The organism is Streptomyces sp. NBC_00726, assembly GCF_045161735.1.
GTDB lineage: Bacteria > Actinomycetota > Actinomycetes > Streptomycetales > Streptomycetaceae > Streptomyces.
In genome coordinates this window covers 784,976-803,654 of sequence record NZ_CP108983.1, presented here as the reverse complement: position 1 = coordinate 803,654, position 18,679 = coordinate 784,976, and the positions used below count along the sequence as shown (strand labels likewise).

18 protein-coding genes are annotated in these 18,679 nt (G+C 71.8%); 15 read left to right on the top strand and 3 right to left on the bottom strand.

All coding sequences use genetic code 11. The features are described from left to right. Window positions 1–117: 117 nt before the first annotated feature. From OG338_RS03410 to thrS, 3 genes are all read left to right on the top strand, one after another. Window positions 118–684 (top strand): DUF4365 domain-containing protein, encoded by a 567-nt coding sequence (locus OG338_RS03410; protein ID WP_405935899.1) that lies wholly within the window; start codon window positions 118–120, stop codon window positions 682–684. After that, window positions 684–1,871, top strand: coding sequence for a hypothetical protein (locus tag OG338_RS03405; RefSeq protein WP_405935898.1), 1,188 nt, complete (start codon window positions 684–686; stop codon window positions 1,869–1,871). Before OG338_RS03410 ends, OG338_RS03405 begins: the two co-directional genes overlap by 1 nt. A gap of 92 nt (window positions 1,872–1,963) precedes the next feature. After that, window positions 1,964–3,940: a threonine--tRNA ligase gene (thrS, locus tag OG338_RS03400; protein ID WP_405935897.1), complete on the top strand. Its 1,977-nt coding sequence runs from the start codon at window positions 1,964–1,966 to the stop codon at window positions 3,938–3,940. 100 nt (window positions 3,941–4,040) lie between these two features. Here thrS and OG338_RS03395 read toward each other — a convergent pair whose 3' ends face one another. Continuing rightward, window positions 4,041–4,724, bottom strand: coding sequence for a potassium channel family protein (locus tag OG338_RS03395; protein ID WP_405935896.1), 684 nt, complete (start codon window positions 4,722–4,724; stop codon window positions 4,041–4,043). A gap of 66 nt (window positions 4,725–4,790) precedes the next feature. On the opposite strand from OG338_RS03395, the gene OG338_RS03390 reads away from it, so the two are divergent. Further along, entirely contained in the window at window positions 4,791–5,351 is a 561-nt protein-coding gene (locus tag OG338_RS03390) for an HIT family protein (protein ID WP_405935895.1), read from the top strand. A gap of 64 nt (window positions 5,352–5,415) precedes the next feature. On the opposite strand, the gene OG338_RS03385 is transcribed toward OG338_RS03390, so the two are convergent. Further along, entirely contained in the window at window positions 5,416–7,086 is a 1,671-nt protein-coding gene (locus tag OG338_RS03385; protein WP_405935894.1) for a hypothetical protein, read from the bottom strand. A gap of 154 nt (window positions 7,087–7,240) precedes the next feature. Then, window positions 7,241–9,472, bottom strand: a complete 2,232-nt coding sequence (locus tag OG338_RS03380) for an elongation factor G-like protein EF-G2 (RefSeq protein WP_405935893.1) — start codon at window positions 9,470–9,472, stop codon at window positions 7,241–7,243. A gap of 248 nt (window positions 9,473–9,720) precedes the next feature. Here OG338_RS03380 and pgsA point away from each other — a divergent pair, with 248 nt between their 5' ends. From pgsA to yajC, 11 genes are all read left to right on the top strand, one after another. Further along, window positions 9,721–10,371 carry a phosphatidylinositol phosphate synthase gene (gene pgsA, locus OG338_RS03375; RefSeq protein ID WP_405935892.1) on the top strand — a complete coding sequence of 217 codons (651 nt, stop codon included), beginning with the start codon at window positions 9,721–9,723 and terminating at the stop codon, window positions 10,369–10,371. Then, window positions 10,368–11,315, top strand: coding sequence for a phosphatidylinositol mannoside acyltransferase (locus OG338_RS03370; RefSeq protein ID WP_405935891.1), 948 nt, complete (start codon window positions 10,368–10,370; stop codon window positions 11,313–11,315). The genes pgsA and OG338_RS03370 overlap by 4 nt, the downstream gene beginning before the upstream one ends. Continuing rightward, window positions 11,312–12,472 (top strand): glycosyltransferase family 4 protein, encoded by a 1,161-nt coding sequence (locus OG338_RS03365; RefSeq protein ID WP_405935890.1) that lies wholly within the window; start codon window positions 11,312–11,314, stop codon window positions 12,470–12,472. Before OG338_RS03370 ends, OG338_RS03365 begins: the two co-directional genes overlap by 4 nt. A 27-nt stretch (window positions 12,473–12,499) precedes the next feature. Further along, entirely contained in the window at window positions 12,500–13,042 is a 543-nt protein-coding gene (locus OG338_RS03360; protein ID WP_405935889.1) for a hypothetical protein, read from the top strand. 148 nt (window positions 13,043–13,190) lie between these two features. Then, window positions 13,191–14,111, top strand: coding sequence for a pyridoxal 5'-phosphate synthase lyase subunit PdxS (pdxS, locus tag OG338_RS03355; RefSeq protein WP_405935888.1), 921 nt, complete (start codon window positions 13,191–13,193; stop codon window positions 14,109–14,111). Between the two features lie 6 nt (window positions 14,112–14,117). Further along, a complete protein-coding gene (gene pdxT, locus OG338_RS03350) occupies window positions 14,118–14,711 on the top strand; it encodes a pyridoxal 5'-phosphate synthase glutaminase subunit PdxT (protein ID WP_405935887.1) in 594 nt (197 codons plus the stop codon). 61 nt (window positions 14,712–14,772) lie between these two features. Beyond that, the gene (locus OG338_RS03345; RefSeq protein WP_405935886.1) at window positions 14,773–15,525 is read left to right on the top strand and encodes a YebC/PmpR family DNA-binding transcriptional regulator; all 753 of its coding nucleotides are present in this window, start codon (window positions 14,773–14,775) and stop codon (window positions 15,523–15,525) included. A gap of 131 nt (window positions 15,526–15,656) precedes the next feature. Beyond that, the gene (gene ruvC / locus OG338_RS03340) at window positions 15,657–16,226 is read left to right on the top strand and encodes a crossover junction endodeoxyribonuclease RuvC (RefSeq protein ID WP_405940304.1); all 570 of its coding nucleotides are present in this window, start codon (window positions 15,657–15,659) and stop codon (window positions 16,224–16,226) included. After that, window positions 16,223–16,849 carry a Holliday junction branch migration protein RuvA gene (ruvA, locus tag OG338_RS03335; RefSeq protein ID WP_161212540.1) on the top strand — a complete coding sequence of 209 codons (627 nt, stop codon included), beginning with the start codon at window positions 16,223–16,225 and terminating at the stop codon, window positions 16,847–16,849. The genes ruvC and ruvA overlap by 4 nt, the downstream gene beginning before the upstream one ends. 75 nt (window positions 16,850–16,924) lie before the next feature. Beyond that, complete coding sequence (ruvB, locus tag OG338_RS03330) at window positions 16,925–17,998, top strand: Holliday junction branch migration DNA helicase RuvB (protein WP_405935885.1); 1,074 nt, start codon at window positions 16,925–16,927, stop codon at window positions 17,996–17,998. A 165-nt stretch (window positions 17,999–18,163) separates the two neighbouring features. Continuing rightward, window positions 18,164–18,634 carry a preprotein translocase subunit YajC gene (gene yajC, locus OG338_RS03325; protein ID WP_405935884.1) on the top strand — a complete coding sequence of 157 codons (471 nt, stop codon included), beginning with the start codon at window positions 18,164–18,166 and terminating at the stop codon, window positions 18,632–18,634. The last annotated feature ends 45 nt before the right edge of the window (window positions 18,635–18,679 follow it).

The following is an 18,679-nucleotide window of genomic DNA, read 5'->3' as shown; positions in this document are numbered from 1 at the left end:
GCCTGATACGCCGTTTGCGCACGGTCCCGTGCGGTGACAACACAAGTACCGGCAGCGGAAGTTGACCGCCCGGCACTTCTCATCCCCATCGGTACGGCCCGGAAGGCTTACGGAGCCATGGCGCTCGCGCAGCCCGAACCGAGCGGGCTGCTGCCCCAGCGGACGGCACCGCTGCGCGGCGGACTCGCCACCACCGCCTGCATGGAGACCCTCCAGGTGGGCTACCTCCACGCCGTCGCCGCGGCGGCGGGCTGCTCGCTGTCGCAGCCCTTCCCCGACAACGGCATCGACTGGCACGTCAGCCACGGTTCCCCCGGCCATCTCGTGGACGACGAGGTGACCATCAAGGTCCAGCTGAAGTGCACCTACCAGATACCGCCCCGGCCGCCCGGCCCGACCTTCGCCTTCACGCTGGACAACGCCCATCTGGTGAAGCTCGCCCGGACGCCGGTCTCGGTGCACAAGATCCTGGTCGTGATGCTCGTGCCGCGCAGCCAGGACGACTGGCTGCGGGCCGGCCCGGACAGCCTCGACCTGCGGCACTGCTGTTACTGGACCAATCTGGCCGGCCACCCCGTGACCGGCCGCCACCGGACCACCGTGCGGCTCCTGACCTCGCGCGTCTTCGACGACCGGGCGCTCTGCGAGATCATGACCCGCGTCGGGGCGGGAGGGAGACCCTGATGCACGAGTCCGTACGCGGCCACGGTGAGGCCGCCCCAGCCACCTGGGCCCTGCCCGACCCGGCCCGCGTCGACCCCGCCGTCCTCGGCACCCTGCTCGCCCGGCACGGCTGGCGGCGGCGCGGCACCGACGCCGGCCCCTACAGCCGCTGGACCCCGCCCGACGGCACCACCAGCCTCCTCGTGCCCCGCACCAGGACCTTCCCCGACAGCGAGGATCTGCTCGGCGAGGCCCTGACCGCGCTCGCCCGCAGTGCCGCCCCCTCCGCCCGCGAGATCCTGGTCGCCCTCGCCGTCCCCAGCGACGAGATCCGCTGGCACCGCGAGGTCCCCGAACCCGCCGCCGGGGCCGCCGACTGGCTCGGCGCGGAGCGACTGCACGGCGCCGCCCGCCAGATCCTGCTGGCCGGCGCGCTCGCCGTCCGGGGCCCGGCCGGCTACCACGGCGCCCGCCGCCGCGGCCGCGCCCTGGCCGCCCTCGGCCCCGTGCTCACCGGCCCCGGACCCGGCGGCCGCTCCCTCACCGCCTTCATCCCGGTCGACCCGGGCCGACCCGTCGCCGTCCGGCTCCACCACGCCCTGCACGCCACCCGCGAGGCGGTGGACTACCAACGGGCCACCGGCGGCATGGAAGCCTTCGACAACGCCGTCGCGGCGGGCGTCAGCCGGGAGCTCACCGAGGCCGTCGTCGCCCTCGTCCGCGGCTCGGAGGGCGCCGCCATCGCGCTGGACTGGGCCCCCGCCGCCGGCACTCCCGCCGGCTGCCCCGCCCGCCCCGAACCCGTCGAGTTCTCCCCGGGCGACCTGCCCGCCCTGCGCCGGGCCGGGGCGCGCTACCTGCGCGACGAGCCCGCCGTCACCGTACGGATCACCGGGGCCGTCGTCCGGCTGCGGCGGTCCGGGCCGCGCGGGGCCGGGATCGTACGGCTGCGGGTGCTCGCCGGGGCCGAGGTGCCGCACGTCCGGATCGAGCTGGACGAGGAGGCGTACCGGATCGCCGGCCAGGCCCATCTGGTCGGGCTGCCGGTCCGGGTGGAGGGGCGGCTGGAGAGCCGGGGCGGCTTCCGGCGGCTGACCGGGGCCTCGCAGGTCGTCCCCGTACAGGTGGACGACGAGGAGCGGGACCGGCTGATGAAGTCGCTCCAGGAGAACGTGGACTTCTTCGAGGAGGCGTGCACGGGGGAGTAGGGCCTTTCGCAATGGGGGCCCTCGGCTCGGTACGATTCCTGTTGCGCGCGCAACAGGAAGGCGGGCGCATCCCCCTGAGTCAGGAGAGACCGGTGTCAGACGTCCGTGTGACCATCCAACGCGATTCCGAGCGGGAAGAGCGCGTGGTGACGACGGGCACTACGGCTGCCGAGCTCTTCCCCGGTGAGCGCACCATCGTCGCCGCCCGCGTCGGCGGCGAGCTGAAGGACCTCGCGTACGAGCTCAAGGACGGCGAGACCGTCGAGCCCGTCGAGATCTCCTCCGAGGACGGCCTCAACATCCTGCGCCACTCCACCGCGCACGTCATGGCCCAGGCCGTGCAGGAGCTGCACCCCGAGGCCAAGCTCGGCATCGGCCCGCCGGTCAAGGACGGCTTCTACTACGACTTCGACGTCGAGAAGCCGTTCACGCCCGAGGACCTCAAGGCCATCGAGAAGCGGATGCAGGAGATCCAGAAGCGGGGCCAGAAGTTCTCCCGTCGGGTCGTGACGGACGAGGCCGCCCGCGAGGAGCTGGCCGACGAGCCGTACAAGCTGGAGCTCATCGGCATCAAGGGCTCCGCCTCCTCGGACGACGGCGCGGACGTCGAGGTGGGCGGCGGCGAGCTGACCATCTACGACAACCTCGACCCGAAGACCGGCGAGCTGTGCTGGCGGGACCTCTGCCGGGGTCCGCACCTGCCGACCACCCGGTTCATCCCGGCCTTCAAGCTGATGCGGAACGCTGCCGCGTACTGGCGGGGCAGCGAGAAAAATCCGATGCTCCAGCGCATCTACGGCACCGCCTGGCCCACCAAGGACGAGCTGAAGGCGCACCTGGAGTTCCTGGAGGAGGCCGCCAAGCGCGACCACCGCCGCCTGGGTGCCGAACTGGACCTTTTCTCGTTCCCGGACGAGATCGGCCCCGGTCTCGCCGTCTTCCACCCCAAGGGCGGCGTCATCCGCCGGGCCATGGAGGACTACTCGCGCCGCCGGCACGAGGAGGAGGGCTACGAGTTCGTCTACTCGCCGCACGCCACCAAGGGCAAGCTCTTCGAGAAGTCCGGGCACCTGGACTGGTACGCCGACGGCATGTACCCGCCCATGCAGCTCGACGACGGGGTGGACTACTACCTCAAGCCGATGAACTGCCCGATGCACAACCTGATCTTCGACGCGCGCGGCCGCTCGTACCGTGAACTCCCCTTGAGGCTCTTTGAGTTCGGTACCGTGTACCGGTACGAGAAGTCGGGCGTCGTGCACGGCCTGACCCGCTCGCGCGGCTTCACGCAGGACGACGCGCACATCTACTGCACCCGTGAGCAGATGGCCGAGGAGCTGGACCGGACGCTCACCTTCGTCCTGAACCTGCTTCGCGACTACGGGCTCACCGACTTCTACCTGGAGCTGTCCACCAAGGACGAGACCAAGTTCGTCGGGTCGGACGAGACCTGGGAAGAGGCCACGGAGACGCTGCGCCAGGTCGCCGAGAAGCAGGGGCTTCCGCTGGTCCCGGACCCGGGCGGGGCCGCGTTCTACGGCCCGAAGATCTCGGTGCAGGCGCGGGACGCCATCGGCCGGACCTGGCAGATGTCGACCATCCAGCTCGACTTCAACCTGCCCGAGCGGTTCGACCTGGAGTACACCGGTCCGGACGGCTCCAAGCAGCGCCCGGTCATGATCCACCGCGCGCTGTTCGGCTCCATCGAGCGCTTCTTCGCGGTGCTGCTTGAGCACTACGCGGGTGCGTTCCCGGTCTGGCTGGCCCCGGTCCAGGCGGTCGGCATCCCGATCGGCGACACCCACATCCCGTACCTCCAGGAGTTCGCGGCGGAGGCCCGGAAGAAGGGCCTGCGCGTCGAGGTGGACGCGTCGTCGGACCGGATGCAGAAGAAAATCCGCAACCACCAGAAGGCCAAGGTGCCGTTCATGATCATCGTCGGTGACGACGACATGAACGCGGGCACGGTGTCGTTCCGGTACCGCGACGGTTCGCAGGAGAACGGCATCGCCCGTGACGAAGCGATCGCCAAGCTCGTTGACGTGGTGGAGCGTCGCGTGCAGGTGTGAGGTGCTCCCCGCGCAAGCGGGGGTGATCCGGACGCGATCGGTCGGACTTGGCATATGTCCACCTGCTCCCCGCGCGAGCGGGGATGAGCCCCCGGCCGAGCTACCCGCTCGCCGGGGGCTCCTTCTCGTCCTCCCGCCGGAACACCTGGATCAGCCATGACGAGAACGAGCCCGTGACCGCCCCCAGCAGCCCCAGGCCGCAGGCCATCAGGCCCGCCGCGATGATCCGGCCCCCCGTCGTCACCGGCACGGCATCCCCGTAACCCACCGTCGTCAGCGTCTCGCATGCCCACCAGACCGCGTCTCCGAACGTGCGGATCGAGGCGCCCGGGGCGTCGTGCTCCCAGTGGTACACGCTGAGGGCCGCCGAGAAGCCCAGCAGGACGGCGGTCATTCCGGCGTACGAGATCACCCGCGCGTACAGGCCGAGGCGCGGGCGGTCCCGCTTCTCCTGGACCGCCGTGTAGACCTGCACCATGCGCAGCGGGCGCAGCAGCGGAAGGATCAGGACCAGGGTGTCGAGCCAGTGGACGCGGACGAAGCGGAGGCCCGGGCCGAGGCCGCTGAGCCGCACGCGTACCGCGTAGTCGAGCACGAAGAGCAGCCAGGTCGCGCCGACGAAGGCGAGGGAGATGTCGTGCCAGGGCTGGGCGTCGTGCGGGGCGAGGACGCGGAACGCGTAGCCGGCGAGGAAGACCAGGGAGGCGGCGAGGAGCGGGACCTCGGTGCGCCGCTCCCAGCGGGTGAGAGCGGGAGGGGGCCGGTCCGGGGTGCGCGCGCTCATCGGCCCAGCATCGCGGGGCGGATACGGGATCGGCCCCGGCGACACGCTCCGCACAGGTGAAGCAATATGCTGGCCGGCATGACGAGTGAGCCGGAGCAGCAGATCGGAGTGGGGACGCCCGACGCGTTCCAGCGCCTGTGGACGCCCCACCGGATGGCGTACATCCAGGGGGAGAACAAGCCGACCGGCCCGGAGGCGGGGGACGGCTGTCCGTTCTGCGGGATTCCGGAGAAGTCGGACGAGGACGGGCTCGTCGTCGCGCGCGGTGCGAAGGTGTACGCCGTGCTGAATCTGTATCCGTACAACGGGGGGCACCTGATGGTGGTGCCGTACCGGCATGTCGCGGACTACACGGAGCTGGACGGTCCGGAGACGGCGGAGCTGGCCGATTTCACGAAGCGGGCGATGCGGGCGCTGCGGGCGGCCTCGGGCGCGCACGGGTTCAACATCGGGATGAACCAGGGTGAGGTGGCGGGGGCGGGGATCGCCGCGCATCTGCATCAGCATCTGGTGCCCCGGTGGGGCGGGGACGCGAACTTCATGCCGGTGGTGGGGCACACCCGGGTGCTGCCGCAGCTGCTGGCGGACACGCGGAAGATGCTGGCGGACGCCTGGCCGGCCGCCTGATTCTCCTGCTCGCCGTGCGGGGCGCTCCGGATTTCTTCCGGGGCGCCCCGTTCGCGTACGCGGGTCAGGCGTCGTAGAGGTCGGCCTTGCCGGGGCTGGGCTGCTGGACGAGGCCGCTGAGGACCGACGAGCGGCTGTTGAAGCGCTCGGTGTCCACGCCGTGCTCCTCCAGGACCTTGATGGCGGCGTTGTGCACGACGCGCAGGACGGGGGTTGCGGCGCGCATGGCGTCGTCGGCCATGAAGCGGTGGCGCCAGGGCTTCTCGGCCCAGGCGTGGCGGAGGCCGAAGGGTTCGGGCAGGGCGATCTTGCCGCCGAGGTAGTCGAGGAGCGGCGGATACCAGGTGAAGGGGGCGCGCAGGGCGAGGCGGGTGACCTCGTGGGCGTCGACCAGGGCGAGGGTGATGTCGCGGGTCTCCCAGAACCGGACGGTCTTGTTGACGGTCCGGGTCTTCGCGGCGGGCTTGCTGGTGAAGAGGGAGTGGACGGGGCCGAGGGCGTGTCCGGTGACTTCGATGCGCAGGGTCTCGTAGAGGACGGTGACGGTGATCATCATGGTGATGACGAGCTGGCCGTCCCAGAGAGTGAACTGGACGCCGAGGTAGTGCCGGTTGCCGCCGCCGAACTGCTGGTGGTTGCAGATCCGCTGTATTTCGTGGGGCTTGATCTGGAAGGTGGCGACGTCCTCGCCCTGGGGGCGGGTGACGGAGTCGGCGTTCTCCCCGATGGGGGTGACGATCCAGTGGTTGACGGAGGGGGTGGGGAACCCGCCGGTGTTCAGCGGGCCGCGTTCCAGCAGTTTGAGCTGGTCGTGGATGACGCGGATGACGTCCCAGCTGCGGAACTGGTGGATCTCCTTGCCGGGCTCCTTGGGGACGAGGTCCTCGGCGAGCTGCCAGCTGCCCCAGCGGGTGCCCATGCCGAGGATGCCCTTGGGGCCGGCGTAGAAGACGGAGTTGGACTGCTGTTCGGCGGAGAGCTTCTCCAGGCCCTGGCGCAGGGCCTCGCGGGCGGTCTCGCTGGGGTTCTTCGGGACGGATTCGGGGATCTTGGCGGCGACGCCGCCGCCGGAGAGCAGGCCCTCCCAGCGGGTGCGCATGTCCCGGGCGGAGCCTTCGGCGATCCGTCTGGCGATGTACCAGCCGATGACCGGGGCGACGAACATGGCGCGCAGATAGAGCGCGAGCAGCCCGGTCAGGGGCAGTCGGATCATCAGGACGACGACGCCGATGCCGACGAGGGGCAGCAGGCTGTTGCCGAGGGTGGTGAGGAGCCGGTCCTTGCTCTTGGCGAAGCCGTCGCGGAGCCGGAAGGCGATGACCCAGAGCAGCATGCCGGGCAGGAACAGGAAGCCGAACAGCACGGTGACGGCGGTGAGCCGGGTGTCGCGCTGCTTGCGGAGGCTGTTGGCGGAGAGGCAGTGCTCGACCACGGTCTGCGGGTCGGTGCCGAAGGACTGGATGATGTCCTTGCGGGCGCCGCCGAGCATGCGTTCCTGTACGGCGCGGGCGAACGCCTCGCCGAGGTTGGGCTTGAAGTAGTCGGACTTGAGGAGGCTGGAACGGCCCGCCTTCACCTCGGACTTGTGCCACTCGCTGTTGGCTTTGAGGATCTCCTCCACCGGGCTGTCGCGGTACGCGGCGGAGGCGAGGGCGTTGGTCGCCACCGCCGCGCCTGCCGACCCCTGGAGCGGAATCTGCGCTCCGGGTGAGAAATCGAATCCGTTGCTGGCCACTGTCGCCCCCACTCGCCACCGAGGAACCGCTCCTGCGGCTGTTTCCCAACTGCCGTGCCCGGCACACTTTCTGAGCTGGGGTCTCAGCGTATCGTCCGGATACGTCCGGCGTCCGGTCCTGTGGACAACGTTCGGGGGAGCGGCCCGTTCCGTGTCAGCCCCGGGGGGCGTGGACGCGGTCGGCGAGCTGTGGGGGCATGGGTTCGTGGCGGGCGTACGCGCGGTCGAAGCGGCCGGTGCCGTGGGTGAGGGCGCGCAGGTCCACCGCGTACCGGCCGATCTCCAGTTCGGGGACGTCGGCGCGGACGAGGGTGCGTCCGGAGCCGGTCTGTTCGGTGCCGGTGACCCGGCCCCGGCGGCCGGAGAGGTCGCTCATGACCGGGCCCACGTAGTCGTCGGGCACCAGGACGCCGACCTCGGCGACGGGTTCCAGGAACCGGATGTGCGCCTCGGCGGCGGCCTCGCGCAGGGCCAGGGCGCCGGCGGTCTGGAAGGCGGCGTCCGACGAGTCGACGGAGTGCGCCTTGCCGTCGCGCAGGACGACCCGGATGTCGACCAGGGGGTGTCCGGCGGCGACGCCCCGGGCGGCCTGGGCGCGGACGCCCTTCTCGACGGAGGCGATGAACGGGCGGGGCACGGCGCCGCCGACGACCCGGTCCACGAATTCGACGCCGGAGCCGGCGGGCAGGGGTTCGACGTCGATCTCGCAGACCGCGTACTGGCCGTGGCCGCCGGACTGCTTGACGTGGCGGCCGCGCCCGGTGGCCGGTCCGGCGAAGGTCTCGCGGAGGGCGACGCGGTGCGGGACGGTGTCGACCCGGACGCCGTAGTGGTCGCGCAGCCGGTCCAGGGCGACGTCCAGGTGGGCTTCGCCCAGGCACCACAGGACGAGCTGTCCGGTGTCCGGGTTCTGTTCGAGGCGTATGGCCGGGTCCTCGGCGACGAGGCGGGCCAGGCTGTGGGAGAGCTTGTCCTCGTCGGCCTTGCTGTGGGCCTGGACGGCGAGCGGGAGCAGCGGGTCGGGGGTGGTCCAGGGGGCGAGGAGGAGGGGGTGGCCGGTGCCGGAGAGGGTGTCACCGGTCTCGGCGGTCTCCAGCCGGGCGACGCAGGCCAGGTCTCCGGCGACGCACGCGTCGAGGGGCCGCTGCTGCTTCCCGAAGGGTGAGGTGAGGGCGCCGACGCGGGTGCGTGCCTCGTGGTCGGGCCGGTCCTCGTGTGCGGGGGAGTCGAGGCCGTGGCCGTGGACGTGCACGGTGTCGTCGGGGCGCAGGGTGCCGGAGAAGACGCGGACGAGGGAGAGCCGGCCGACGTAGGGGTCGGAGGACGTCTTGACGACCTCGGCGACCAAGGGGCCGTCGGGGTCGCCGTCGAGGGCGGGGAGCGGGGAGCCGTCCGGGGCGGTGACGGCGGGCAGCGGGTGTTCTGGGACTTTCCGGACACGCCCCAGGGGGGTCGGGAAGCCGCCGGTGATCAGGTCGAGGAGTTCTACGGTGCCGATGCCCTGGCGGGCGCCCTCGGCGGCGGGGGCCGCGGCGAGGACGGGGTGGAAGGAGCCGCGGGCCACGGCGCGTTCGAGGTCGGTGATCAGGGTGCCGGTGTCGATGGTCTCGCCGCCGAGGTAGCGGTCCATCAGGGTCTCGTCCTCGCTCTCCGCGATGATGCCCTCGATGAGGCGGGCGCGGGCCTCGGCCAGGGGTGCCCGCTCGTCGCCGGACGGGGGGTGTTCGGCGCGCTCGCCGTCGGAGTAGTCGAAGACGCGCTGGGTGAGCAGGCCGGTGAGGCCGGTGAGCGGGGCGTGCCCGTCGGCGGCCTCGGGGCCGAGCACGGGCAGGTAGAGCGGGAGTACGGCGTCGGGGTCGTCGCCGCCGAACAGCTCCCCGCAGATCCGGGTCATCGCGTCGAACGGGGTGCGGGCGGTGTCGAGGTGGGTGACCACGAGGGCGCGGGGCATGGCGACGGCGGCGCACTCCTCCCACAGCGCCCGGGTGGTCGCGGCGACGGCCTCGGGCTCCTGGGCGGCCGAGACGACGAAGAGGGCCGCGTCCGCCGCCCGCAGCCCGGCCCTGACCTCCCCGACGAAGTCGGCGTACCCGGGGGTGTCCAGCAGGTTGATCCGGTGCCCGTCCCAGTCCACGGGGACCAGGGAGAGCTGCACGGACCGGTTCTGGCGGTGCTCGATCTCCTCGTGGTCGGAGACGGTCGTGCCGTCCTCGACCCGGCCCGCCCGGCCGAGGGCGCCCGCGGTCTGCGCGAGCGCCTCGACCAGGGTGGTCTTGCCGGAGCCGCTGTGGCCGACCAGCGCCACGTTGCGCAGGGCGCTGGGGCGGTGGCCGGCCGCCGGTGTCCCTCCGGCGGCTCCGGTGCGTGCGTGTGCCTTGTCGCCCATGGTCATGCCTCCCGTCGGTGGCGCACGGGCACGCGCTCAGGGCCGACGCGGCGGCAGCGGCGACGCCCGCGGTATTCCGAGCTTGGCACTGCCTCGGCACCGCGTCCATATCTCGCGCCGGCACCGGCCCGGGGTGCCCGGACGGTGGACGCCGCAGAGCGTGACTACGATGGCCTGGAGGGTGCTGAAGGCTCCCTCCAGCCGGTGGCCGACGGGGTCGCCAGGCCCAGCTACCCCTCGGGAAGGCCATGCTGAACAAGTACGCGCGTGCCTTTTTCACGCGTGTCCTCACGCCGTTCGCCGCACTGCTCCTCCGTCTCGGCGTGAGCCCGGACGCGGTCACCCTGATCGGTACGGCCGGGGTGATGGCCGGTGCGCTGGTCTTCTTCCCGATGGGGGAGTTCTTCTGGGGCACGATCGTCATCACGATCTTCGTGTTCTCGGACCTCGTCGACGGGAACATGGCACGCCAGGCGGGCATCTCCAGCCGGTGGGGCGCGTTCCTGGACTCCACGCTCGACCGGGTCGCCGACGGTGCGATCTTCGGCGGCTTCGCCCTCTGGTACGCGGGCAGCGGCGACGACAACGTCCTGTGCGCGGTGGCGATCTTCTGCCTGGCGAGCGGCCAGGTGGTCTCGTACACCAAGGCGCGCGGTGAGGCGATCGGGCTGCCGGTGGCGGTCAACGGGCTCGTGGAGCGTGCCGAGCGCCTGGTGATCTCGCTGGTGGCGGCCGGTTTCGCGGGTCTGCACAAGTTCGGGGTGCCGGGCATCCAGGTGCTGCTGCCGATCGCGCTGTGGATCGTCGCCGCCGGCAGCCTCGTGACGCTGGTCCAGCGGGTCGTCACCGTGCGCCGTGAGTCCGCCGAGGCGGACGCGGCGGACGCGGCCGGGGAGTGAGCGTGGCCGGCGCCGACGCGCGGCCCGGCGCGAAGGAGCGGCTGAGCGACGCGCTGTACGGGCTGGGCTGGGCGGCGGTCAAGACGCTGCCCGAACCGGCCGCCCGGGCCCTCTTCCGTACCCTCGCCGACCAGGTGTGGAAGCGGCGCGGCAAGAGCGTGCTGCGCCTGGAGGCCAACCTCAAGCGGGTCGTGCCGGACGCCGACCCGGCCCGGCTGGCCGCCCTGTCGCGGGCCGGCATGCGCTCGTACATGCGGTACTGGATGGAGTCGTTCCGGCTGCCCACCTGGAGCCCGGCGCGGATCAAGGCGTCGATCGACGTCACGGACGCGCACCGGCTGACGGACGGGCTCGACTCGGGGCGCGGGGTGATCCTCGCCCTGCCGCACCTGGGGAACTGGGACCTGGCCGGGGCGTGGGTGACCACGGATCTGAAGGTGCCGTTCACCACGGTCGCCGAGCGGCTGAAGCCGGAATCGCTGTACGACCGGTTCGTCGCCTACCGCGAGGGCCTGGGCATGGAGGTGCTGCCGCACACCGGCGGTGCCGCGTTCGGGACGCTGGCCCGGCGGCTGCGGTCGGGCGGTCTGGTCTGCCTGGTCGCCGACCGCGATCTGTCCGCGTCGGGCATCGAGGTGTCGTTCTTCGGCGATACGGCCCGGATGCCGGCCGGGCCCGCGCTGCTCGCCCAGCAGACCGGCGCGCTGCTGCTGCCGGTGACGCTCTCGTACGACGACACGCCGGTGATGAAGGCGCGCATCCATCCGCCCGTCGAGGTGCCGGAGTCAGCCGACCGGGACGGCAGGACGTCTGTGATGACACAGGCCCTGGCCGACGCGTTCGCCGTGGGCATCGCCGAGCACCCGGAGGACTGGCACATGCTGCAACGGCTCTGGCTCGCCGACCTGGAACCCCGTGCGGACCGGAGCGGAGGCCCGGCGTGAAGATCGGCATCGTCTGCCCGTACTCCTGGGACGTCCCGGGCGGTGTGCAGTTCCACATCCGCGACCTGGCCGAGCATCTGATCCGGCTCGGCCACGAGGTGTCCGTGCTGGCCCCGGCCGACGACGAGACGCCGCTGCCGCCGTACGTGGTCTCCGCGGGCCGGGCCGTGCCGGTCCCGTACAACGGCTCGGTGGCCCGGCTGAACTTCGGGTTCCTGTCCGCGGCGCGGGTGCGGCGCTGGCTGCACGAGGGCACGTTCGACGTTATCCACATCCACGAGCCGACCTCGCCGTCGCTGGGGCTGCTGACCTGCTGGGCGGCGCAGGGGCCGATCGTCGCCACGTTCCACACGTCCAACCCGCGCTCCCGGGCGATGATCGCCGCGTACGCCATCCTTCAGGCGGCGCTGGAGAAGATCAGCGCGCGGATCGCGGTCAGCGAATACGCCCGCCGGACCCTGGTCGAGCACCTGGGCGGCGACGCCGTGGTCATCCCGAACGGGGTGGATGTCGACTTCTTCGCGCGGGCCGAGCCCCGGCCCGAGTGGCAGGGCGGCACGATCGGCTTCATCGGCCGCATCGACGAGCCCCGCAAGGGCCTGCCCGTGCTGATGCGCGCGCTGCCCGCGATCCTCGCCGCCCGCCCGGAGACCCGGCTCCTGGTGGCCGGCCGGGGCGACGAGGAGGAGGCCGTCGCCTCGCTGCCGAAGGAGATGCGCTCCCGAGTGGAGTTCCTGGGCATGGTGAGCGACGAGGACAAGGCGCGGCTGCTGCGCAGCGTCGATCTGTACGTGGCGCCCAACACCGGGGGCGAGAGCTTCGGGATCATCCTGGTCGAGGCCATGTCGGCGGGCGCGCCGGTGCTCGCCAGCGATCTGGACGCCTTCGCACAGGTCCTGGACCAGGGCGCGGCGGGCGAGCTGTTCGCCAACGAGAACGCGGACGCGCTGGCCGGGGCGGCGGTCCGGCTGCTGGGCGACCCGGAGCGGCGCGCCGGGCTGCGCGAGCGGGGGAGCGCCCATGTGCGGCGCTTCGACTGGTCGACGGTCGGGGCGGACATCCTCGCGGTGTACGAGACGGTGACGGACGGCGCCGCCTCGGTGGCGGCCGACGAACGCACCGGGCTGCGCGCCCGGTTCGGGCCGGCCCGGGAGTAGGGCTCCGCCCCGGTAGCCTTGCCGCCCGTGACCGTAACCTTCATCATCTGGGCCGTCGTGGTGCTCGTCGCGATCGGCCTGTACCTCAGCTGGACCGCCGGCCGCCTCGACCGGCTGCACACCCGGATCGACGCGGCCCGGGCCGCCCTCGACGCGCAACTGCTGCGCCGGGCCTCGGTCACCCAGGAGCTCGCCACCTCCGGCGTCCTCGACCCGGCCGCTTCGATCGTGCTGTACGAGGCGGCGCACGCCGCCAGGCAGTCGCCCCAGGACCACCGTGAGGTCGCCGAGAGTGAGCTGAGCACCGCCCTGCGCGCGGTGTTCGGCGAGAGTGTGCAGGTGGAGGCGGTACGGGAGATCCCCGGTGGCCAGGAGGCGGCGTCCGAGCTGGCGGCCGCGGTGCGGCGGGTGCCGATGGCGCGCCGCTTCCACAACGACGCGGTCCGGGCGGCGCGGGCGCTGCGCCGGCACCGCACGGTGCGGTGGTTCCGGCTGGCCGGGCACGCGCCGTTCCCGCTGGCCTTCGAGATGGACGACGAGCCGCCGGTGGCCTTGGCGGACCGGCCCTGACGGACCGGCCCTGACCGGCAGGACACCCTCCGGGCGAAAACGATCCACCGGCCTCCTATTGGCCCTTGCTGTGGACTGGTCCGGGGGAGTTTGCTCGGAACTGCGCCCTTCGGCGCGTCCGCATCCGCTCCCCCCAGTGAGGTCATCCGTGTCCACGCTTCCCAGCACCCCGCAGTCCGCCGACGCCCCGGCCACCGGCACCGCCCGCGTCAAGCGCGGCATGGCCGAGCAGCTCAAGGGCGGCGTGATCATGGACGTCGTCAACGCCGAGCAGGCGAAGATCGCCGAGGACGCGGGCGCCGTGGCGGTCATGGCCCTGGAGCGGGTCCCGGCCGACATCCGCAAGGACGGCGGCGTGGCCCGGATGTCGGACCCGAACATGATCGAGGAGATCATCGAGTCGGTGTCCATCCCGGTGATGGCCAAGTCCCGCATCGGCCACTTCGTGGAGGCGCAGGTCCTCCAGTCCCTCGGCGTCGACTACATCGACGAGTCCGAGGTGCTGACCCCGGCCGACGAGGTCAACCACAGCGACAAGTTCGCCTTCACCACCCCGTTCGTCTGCGGCGCCACCAATCTGGGCGAGGCGCTGCGCCGTATCGCCGAGGGCGCGGCCATGATCCGCTCCAAGGGCGAGGCCGGCACGGGCAACGTGGTGGAGGCCGTCCGCCACCTGCGCCAGATCAAGAACGAGATCGCCCGGCTGCGCGGCTACGACAACAACGAGCTGTACGCCGCCGCCAAGGACCTGCGCGCCCCCTACGAGCTGGTCAAGGAGGTCGCCGAGCTGGGCAAGCTGCCCGTCGTGCTGTTCTCCGCGGGCGGCGTGGCGACTCCGGCCGACGCGGCGCTGATGCGCCAGCTCGGTGCCGAGGGCGTCTTCGTCGGCTCCGGCATCTTCAAGTCCGGCGACCCGGCCAAGCGCGCCGCCGCCATCGTGAAGGCCACCACCTTCTACGACGACCCGAAGATCATCGCGGACGCCTCCCGGAACCTGGGCGAGGCCATGGTCGGCATCAACTGCGACACGCTGCCCGAGACCGAGCGCTACGCCAACCGCGGCTGGTAGTCACCGATGAACGACACCCCTGTGATCGGAGTCCTGGCCCTCCAGGGCGACGTACGGGAACACCTGATCGCCCTGGCCTCGGCGGACGCCCTGGCCAGGCCGGTCCGGCGTCCCGAGGAGCTGGCGGAGGTGGACGGCCTGGTCCTGCCCGGCGGCGAGTCCACCACCATGTCCAAGCTGGCCGCCCTCTTCGGCCTGCTGGACCCCCTGCGCGAGCGGATCGCGGCCGGGATGCCGGTGTACGGCACCTGCGCCGGGATGATCCTGCTCGCCGACAAGATCCTCGACCCCCGGTCCGGGCAGGAGACGCTGGGCGGCATCGACATGATCGTGCGCCGTAACGCTTTCGGGCGGCAGAACGAGTCCTTCGAGGCGGCCGTCGAGGTCGCCGGGATCGACGGCGGGCCGGTCGAGGGCGTCTTCATCCGGGCCCCCTGGGTCGAGTCGGTGGGCGCCGGGGCCAAGGTGATCGCGGAGCACGGCGGTCACATCGTGGCGGTACGGCAGAACAACGCCCTCGCCACCTCGTTCCACCCGGAACTGACCGGGGACCACCGGCTCCACGCGTACTTCACCGAGATGGTGCGCGCGGCCGGGTGACTCGATCCCGGTAGGATCTCTCGGGTTCGTACGGAATTTGGTGACGCGAAGGAGAAGGCAGATGTCCGGCCACTCTAAATGGGCTACGACGAAGCACAAGAAGGCCGTGATTGACGCCAAGCGCGGCAAGCTCTTCGCGAAGCTGATCAAGAACATCGAGGTCGCGGCCCGCACCGGTGGTGTGGACCCCGAGGGCAACCCGACCCTCGTGGACGCGATCCAGAAGGCGAAGAAGAGTTCGGTCCCGAACAAGAACATCGACTCCGCGGTCAAGCGCGGTGGCGGTCTTGAGGCGGGCGGCGTCGACTACCAGACGATCATGTACGAGGGTTACGGTCCCAACGGTGTCGCGGTGCTCATCGAGTGCCTCACCGACAACCGCAACCGTGCCGCGTCCGACGTCCGGGTCGCCATGACCCGTAACGGCGGCTCGATGGCCGACCCGGGTTCCGTCTCGTACCTGTTCAACCGCAAGGGCGTCGTCATCGTCCCCAAGGGCGAGCTGTCCGAGGACGATGTGCTCGGTGCCGTTCTCGAGGCGGGCGCCGAGGAGGTCAACGATCTCGGCGACACCTTCGAGGTCGTCAGCGAGGCCACCGACATGGTCGCGGTCCGCACCGCGCTCCAGGAGGCGGGCATCGACTACGACTCGGCCGAGGCCAACTTCCTGCCCACCATGCAGGTCGACCTGGACGAAGAGGGCGCCCGCAAGATCTTCAAGCTGATCGACGCGCTGGAGGACAGCGACGACGTGCAGAACGTCTTCGCCAACTTCGACGTCAGCGACGAGGTCATGGCGAAGGTCGACGCCTGAGCCGCGTCTGACACGGCTGTCGTGACGGGCCGGCGGGGGACACACCCCCGCCGGCCCGTCACATTGTCGGTGCCGACCGATAGCCTGCAGAAACACTGGAACAGTTGACCGATCGGCAGGGAGGGGCGACCGTGCGCGTGCTCGGCGTGGACCCGGGACTGACCAGGTGCGGGGTCGGCGTGGTCGAGGGCGTGGCGGGCCGCCCGCTCACCATGCTCGGCGTGGGCGTCGTGCGTACCCCCGCCGACGCGGAGCCCAGCCACCGGCTCGTGGCGATCGAGCGCGGCATCGAGGAATGGCTGGACGAGCACCGCCCCGACTGCGTCGCCGTGGAACGGGTCTTCGCCCAGCACAACGTGCGTACGGTGATGGGCACCGCCCAGGCCAGCGCCATCGCCATGCTCTGCGCGGCCCGGCGCGGCCTCCCCGTGGCCCTGCACACCCCCAGCGAGGTCAAGGCCGCCGTCTCCGGCAGCGGACGCGCCGACAAGGCCCAGGTGGGAGCCATGGTGACCCGGCTCCTGCGGCTGGACGCCCCGCCCAAGCCGGCCGACGCCGCGGACGCCCTGGCGCTCGCCATCTGCCACATCTGGCGCGCCCCCGCCCTCAACCGCCTCCAGCAGGCGCACGCGGCGGCCGCCGCCCGCACCCCGCGCGTCCCGCGCACCGCAGCCGCACCCGTCCGGAAGGTCCCCCGATGATCGCCTTCGTCACCGGCCCCGTCGCCGCGCTCGCCCCGACCACGGCCGTCATCGAGGTCGGCGGCATCGGCATGGCCGTCCAGTGCGCCCCCAACACCCTGGCCGCCCTGCGCATCGGCCAGGAGGCCAGGCTCGCCACCTCACTCGTCGTCCGCGAGGACTCGCTGACCCTCTACGGCTTCGCCGACGACGACGAGCGGCAGGTCTTCGAACTGCTCCAGACCGCCAGCGGCGTCGGCCCCCGGCTCGCCCAGGCCATGCTGGCCACGCACACCCCGGACGCCCTGCGGCTCGCCGTGGCCACCGGCGACGAGAAGGCGCTCACCGCCGTCTCCGGCATCGGCAAGAAGGGCGCCCAGAAGCTCCTGCTGGAACTGAAGGACCGGCTCGGCGAACCGATCGGCGCCCACGCCCCCGGCCAGGGCATCGGCACCGCCGTCTCCGCCTCCTGGCGCGACCAGCTCCAGGCCGCCCTGATCGGCCTCGGCTACGCCACCCGCGAGGCCGACGAAGCGGTCGCCGCCGTCGCGCCCCAGGCCGAGGAAGCCCTCGCCGCCGGAGGCCAGGCACCCGTGCCGCAGCTGCTGCGCGCCGCCCTCCAGACCCTCAACCGGGCGCGCTGAGCGGCACGGCCCCCCTTCTCCGCCCGGCCGGCCACCCCGGACCGGGCACCGATACATCCGAGGCGGACAGACGAGATGAACTGGGACGACACCGGAGCCGGCATGGAAGACCGGCTCGACGAGCGGCTGGTCGACGCAGGCGCGGACGGCGACGACACCGCGGTCGAGGCCGCGCTGCGCCCCAAGGACCTCGACGAGTTCGTCGGCCAGGAGAAGGTCCGCGAACAGCTCGACCTCGTCCTCAAGGCCGCCCGCGCCCGCGGCGCCACCGCCGATCACGTCCTGCTCTCCGGCGCCCCCGGCCTCGGCAAGACCACCCTCTCCATGATCATCGCGGCGGAGATGAACGCCCCGATCCGGATCACCTCCGGCCCCGCCATCCAGCACGCCGGCGACCTCGCGGCGATCCTCTCCTCGCTCCAGGAGGGCGAGGTGCTGTTCCTGGACGAGATCCACCGCATGTCCCGGCCCGCCGAGGAGATGCTGTACATGGCCATGGAGGACTTCCGGGTCGACGTCATCGTCGGCAAGGGCCCCGGCGCCACCGCGATCCCGCTGGAGCTGCCCCCCTTCACACTGGTCGGCGCCACCACCCGGGCCGGCCTGCTGCCGCCCCCGCTGCGCGACCGCTTCGGCTTCACCGGGCACATGGAGTTCTACGCCCCCGCCGAGCTGGAACGGGTGATCCACCGCTCCGCCCGGCTGCTCGACGTCGAGCTGGACGCCGAGGGCGCCGCCGAGATCGCCGGACGTTCCCGGGGCACACCCCGTATCGCCAACCGGCTGCTGCGCCGCGTGCGGGACTACGCCCAGGTCAAGGCCGACGGCCGGATCGACCGGGAGGTCGCGTCGGCGGCCCTCGGGGTGTACGAGGTCGACGCCCGGGGGCTGGACCGGCTGGACCGGGCGGTGCTCGGGGCGCTGCTGAAGCTGTTCGGCGGCGGTCCGGTGGGCCTGTCCACGCTCGCGGTCGCCGTGGGGGAGGAGCGCGAGACCGTCGAGGAGGTCGCCGAGCCCTTCCTCGTACGGGAAGGACTGCTGGCCAGGACGCCGCGCGGACGGGTCGCCACCCCGGCCGCCTGGGCCCATCTGGGACTGGTCCCGCCACAGCACGGCGTAACGGGACAACAGGGCCTGTTCGGGGCGTGATGCGTCACAGGTTGACCGGAAGCGGAACCACGGTGCCATGCTGGGCGTTGTTCCATCGATGCGGACTCGCTTAGACTCCGCCGATGCCGCCCGTAACGGGTCGGTGTACCCACCCCCGTAGATCAGGCCGTTCTCCAGTGCGGTCGTGCGAAGGAAACTCGTCCCGTGAATCCCGTGACTCTCCTCCCCTTCATCGTGCTCATCGGGGCCATGTTCCTGATGACGCGGTCCGCCAAGAAGAAGCAGGCGGCGGCTGCGGCCATGCGCAACGACATGCAGCCCGGCACCGGCGTCCGCACGATCGGGGGCATGTACGCCACCGTCAAGGAGCTGCACGACGACACGGTCCTTCTTGAGGTCGCCCCCGGCGTCCACGCCGTGTACGCGAAGAACGCGATCGGTGCCGTCCTGGACGACGCGGAGTACAACCGCATCGTTCACGGCGACGACCCGGAGCTCGACGTCGACGGCGCGGTCGTGCCCGACGACGCCTCCTCGCTGACCGAGGCCGACGACGCCAAGACCGACCTGGTCAAGAAGACCGAGTCGGACGACGAGGACGTCGACACCGACGCCGAGGCCGCGGACGACAAGAAGTCCGAGGGCAAGGCCGACGGCGAGGCCGACGCGAAGTAGCACACCGCGAACCGGGGATGCCGTGAGCCCACAGGCGTCCGGCGC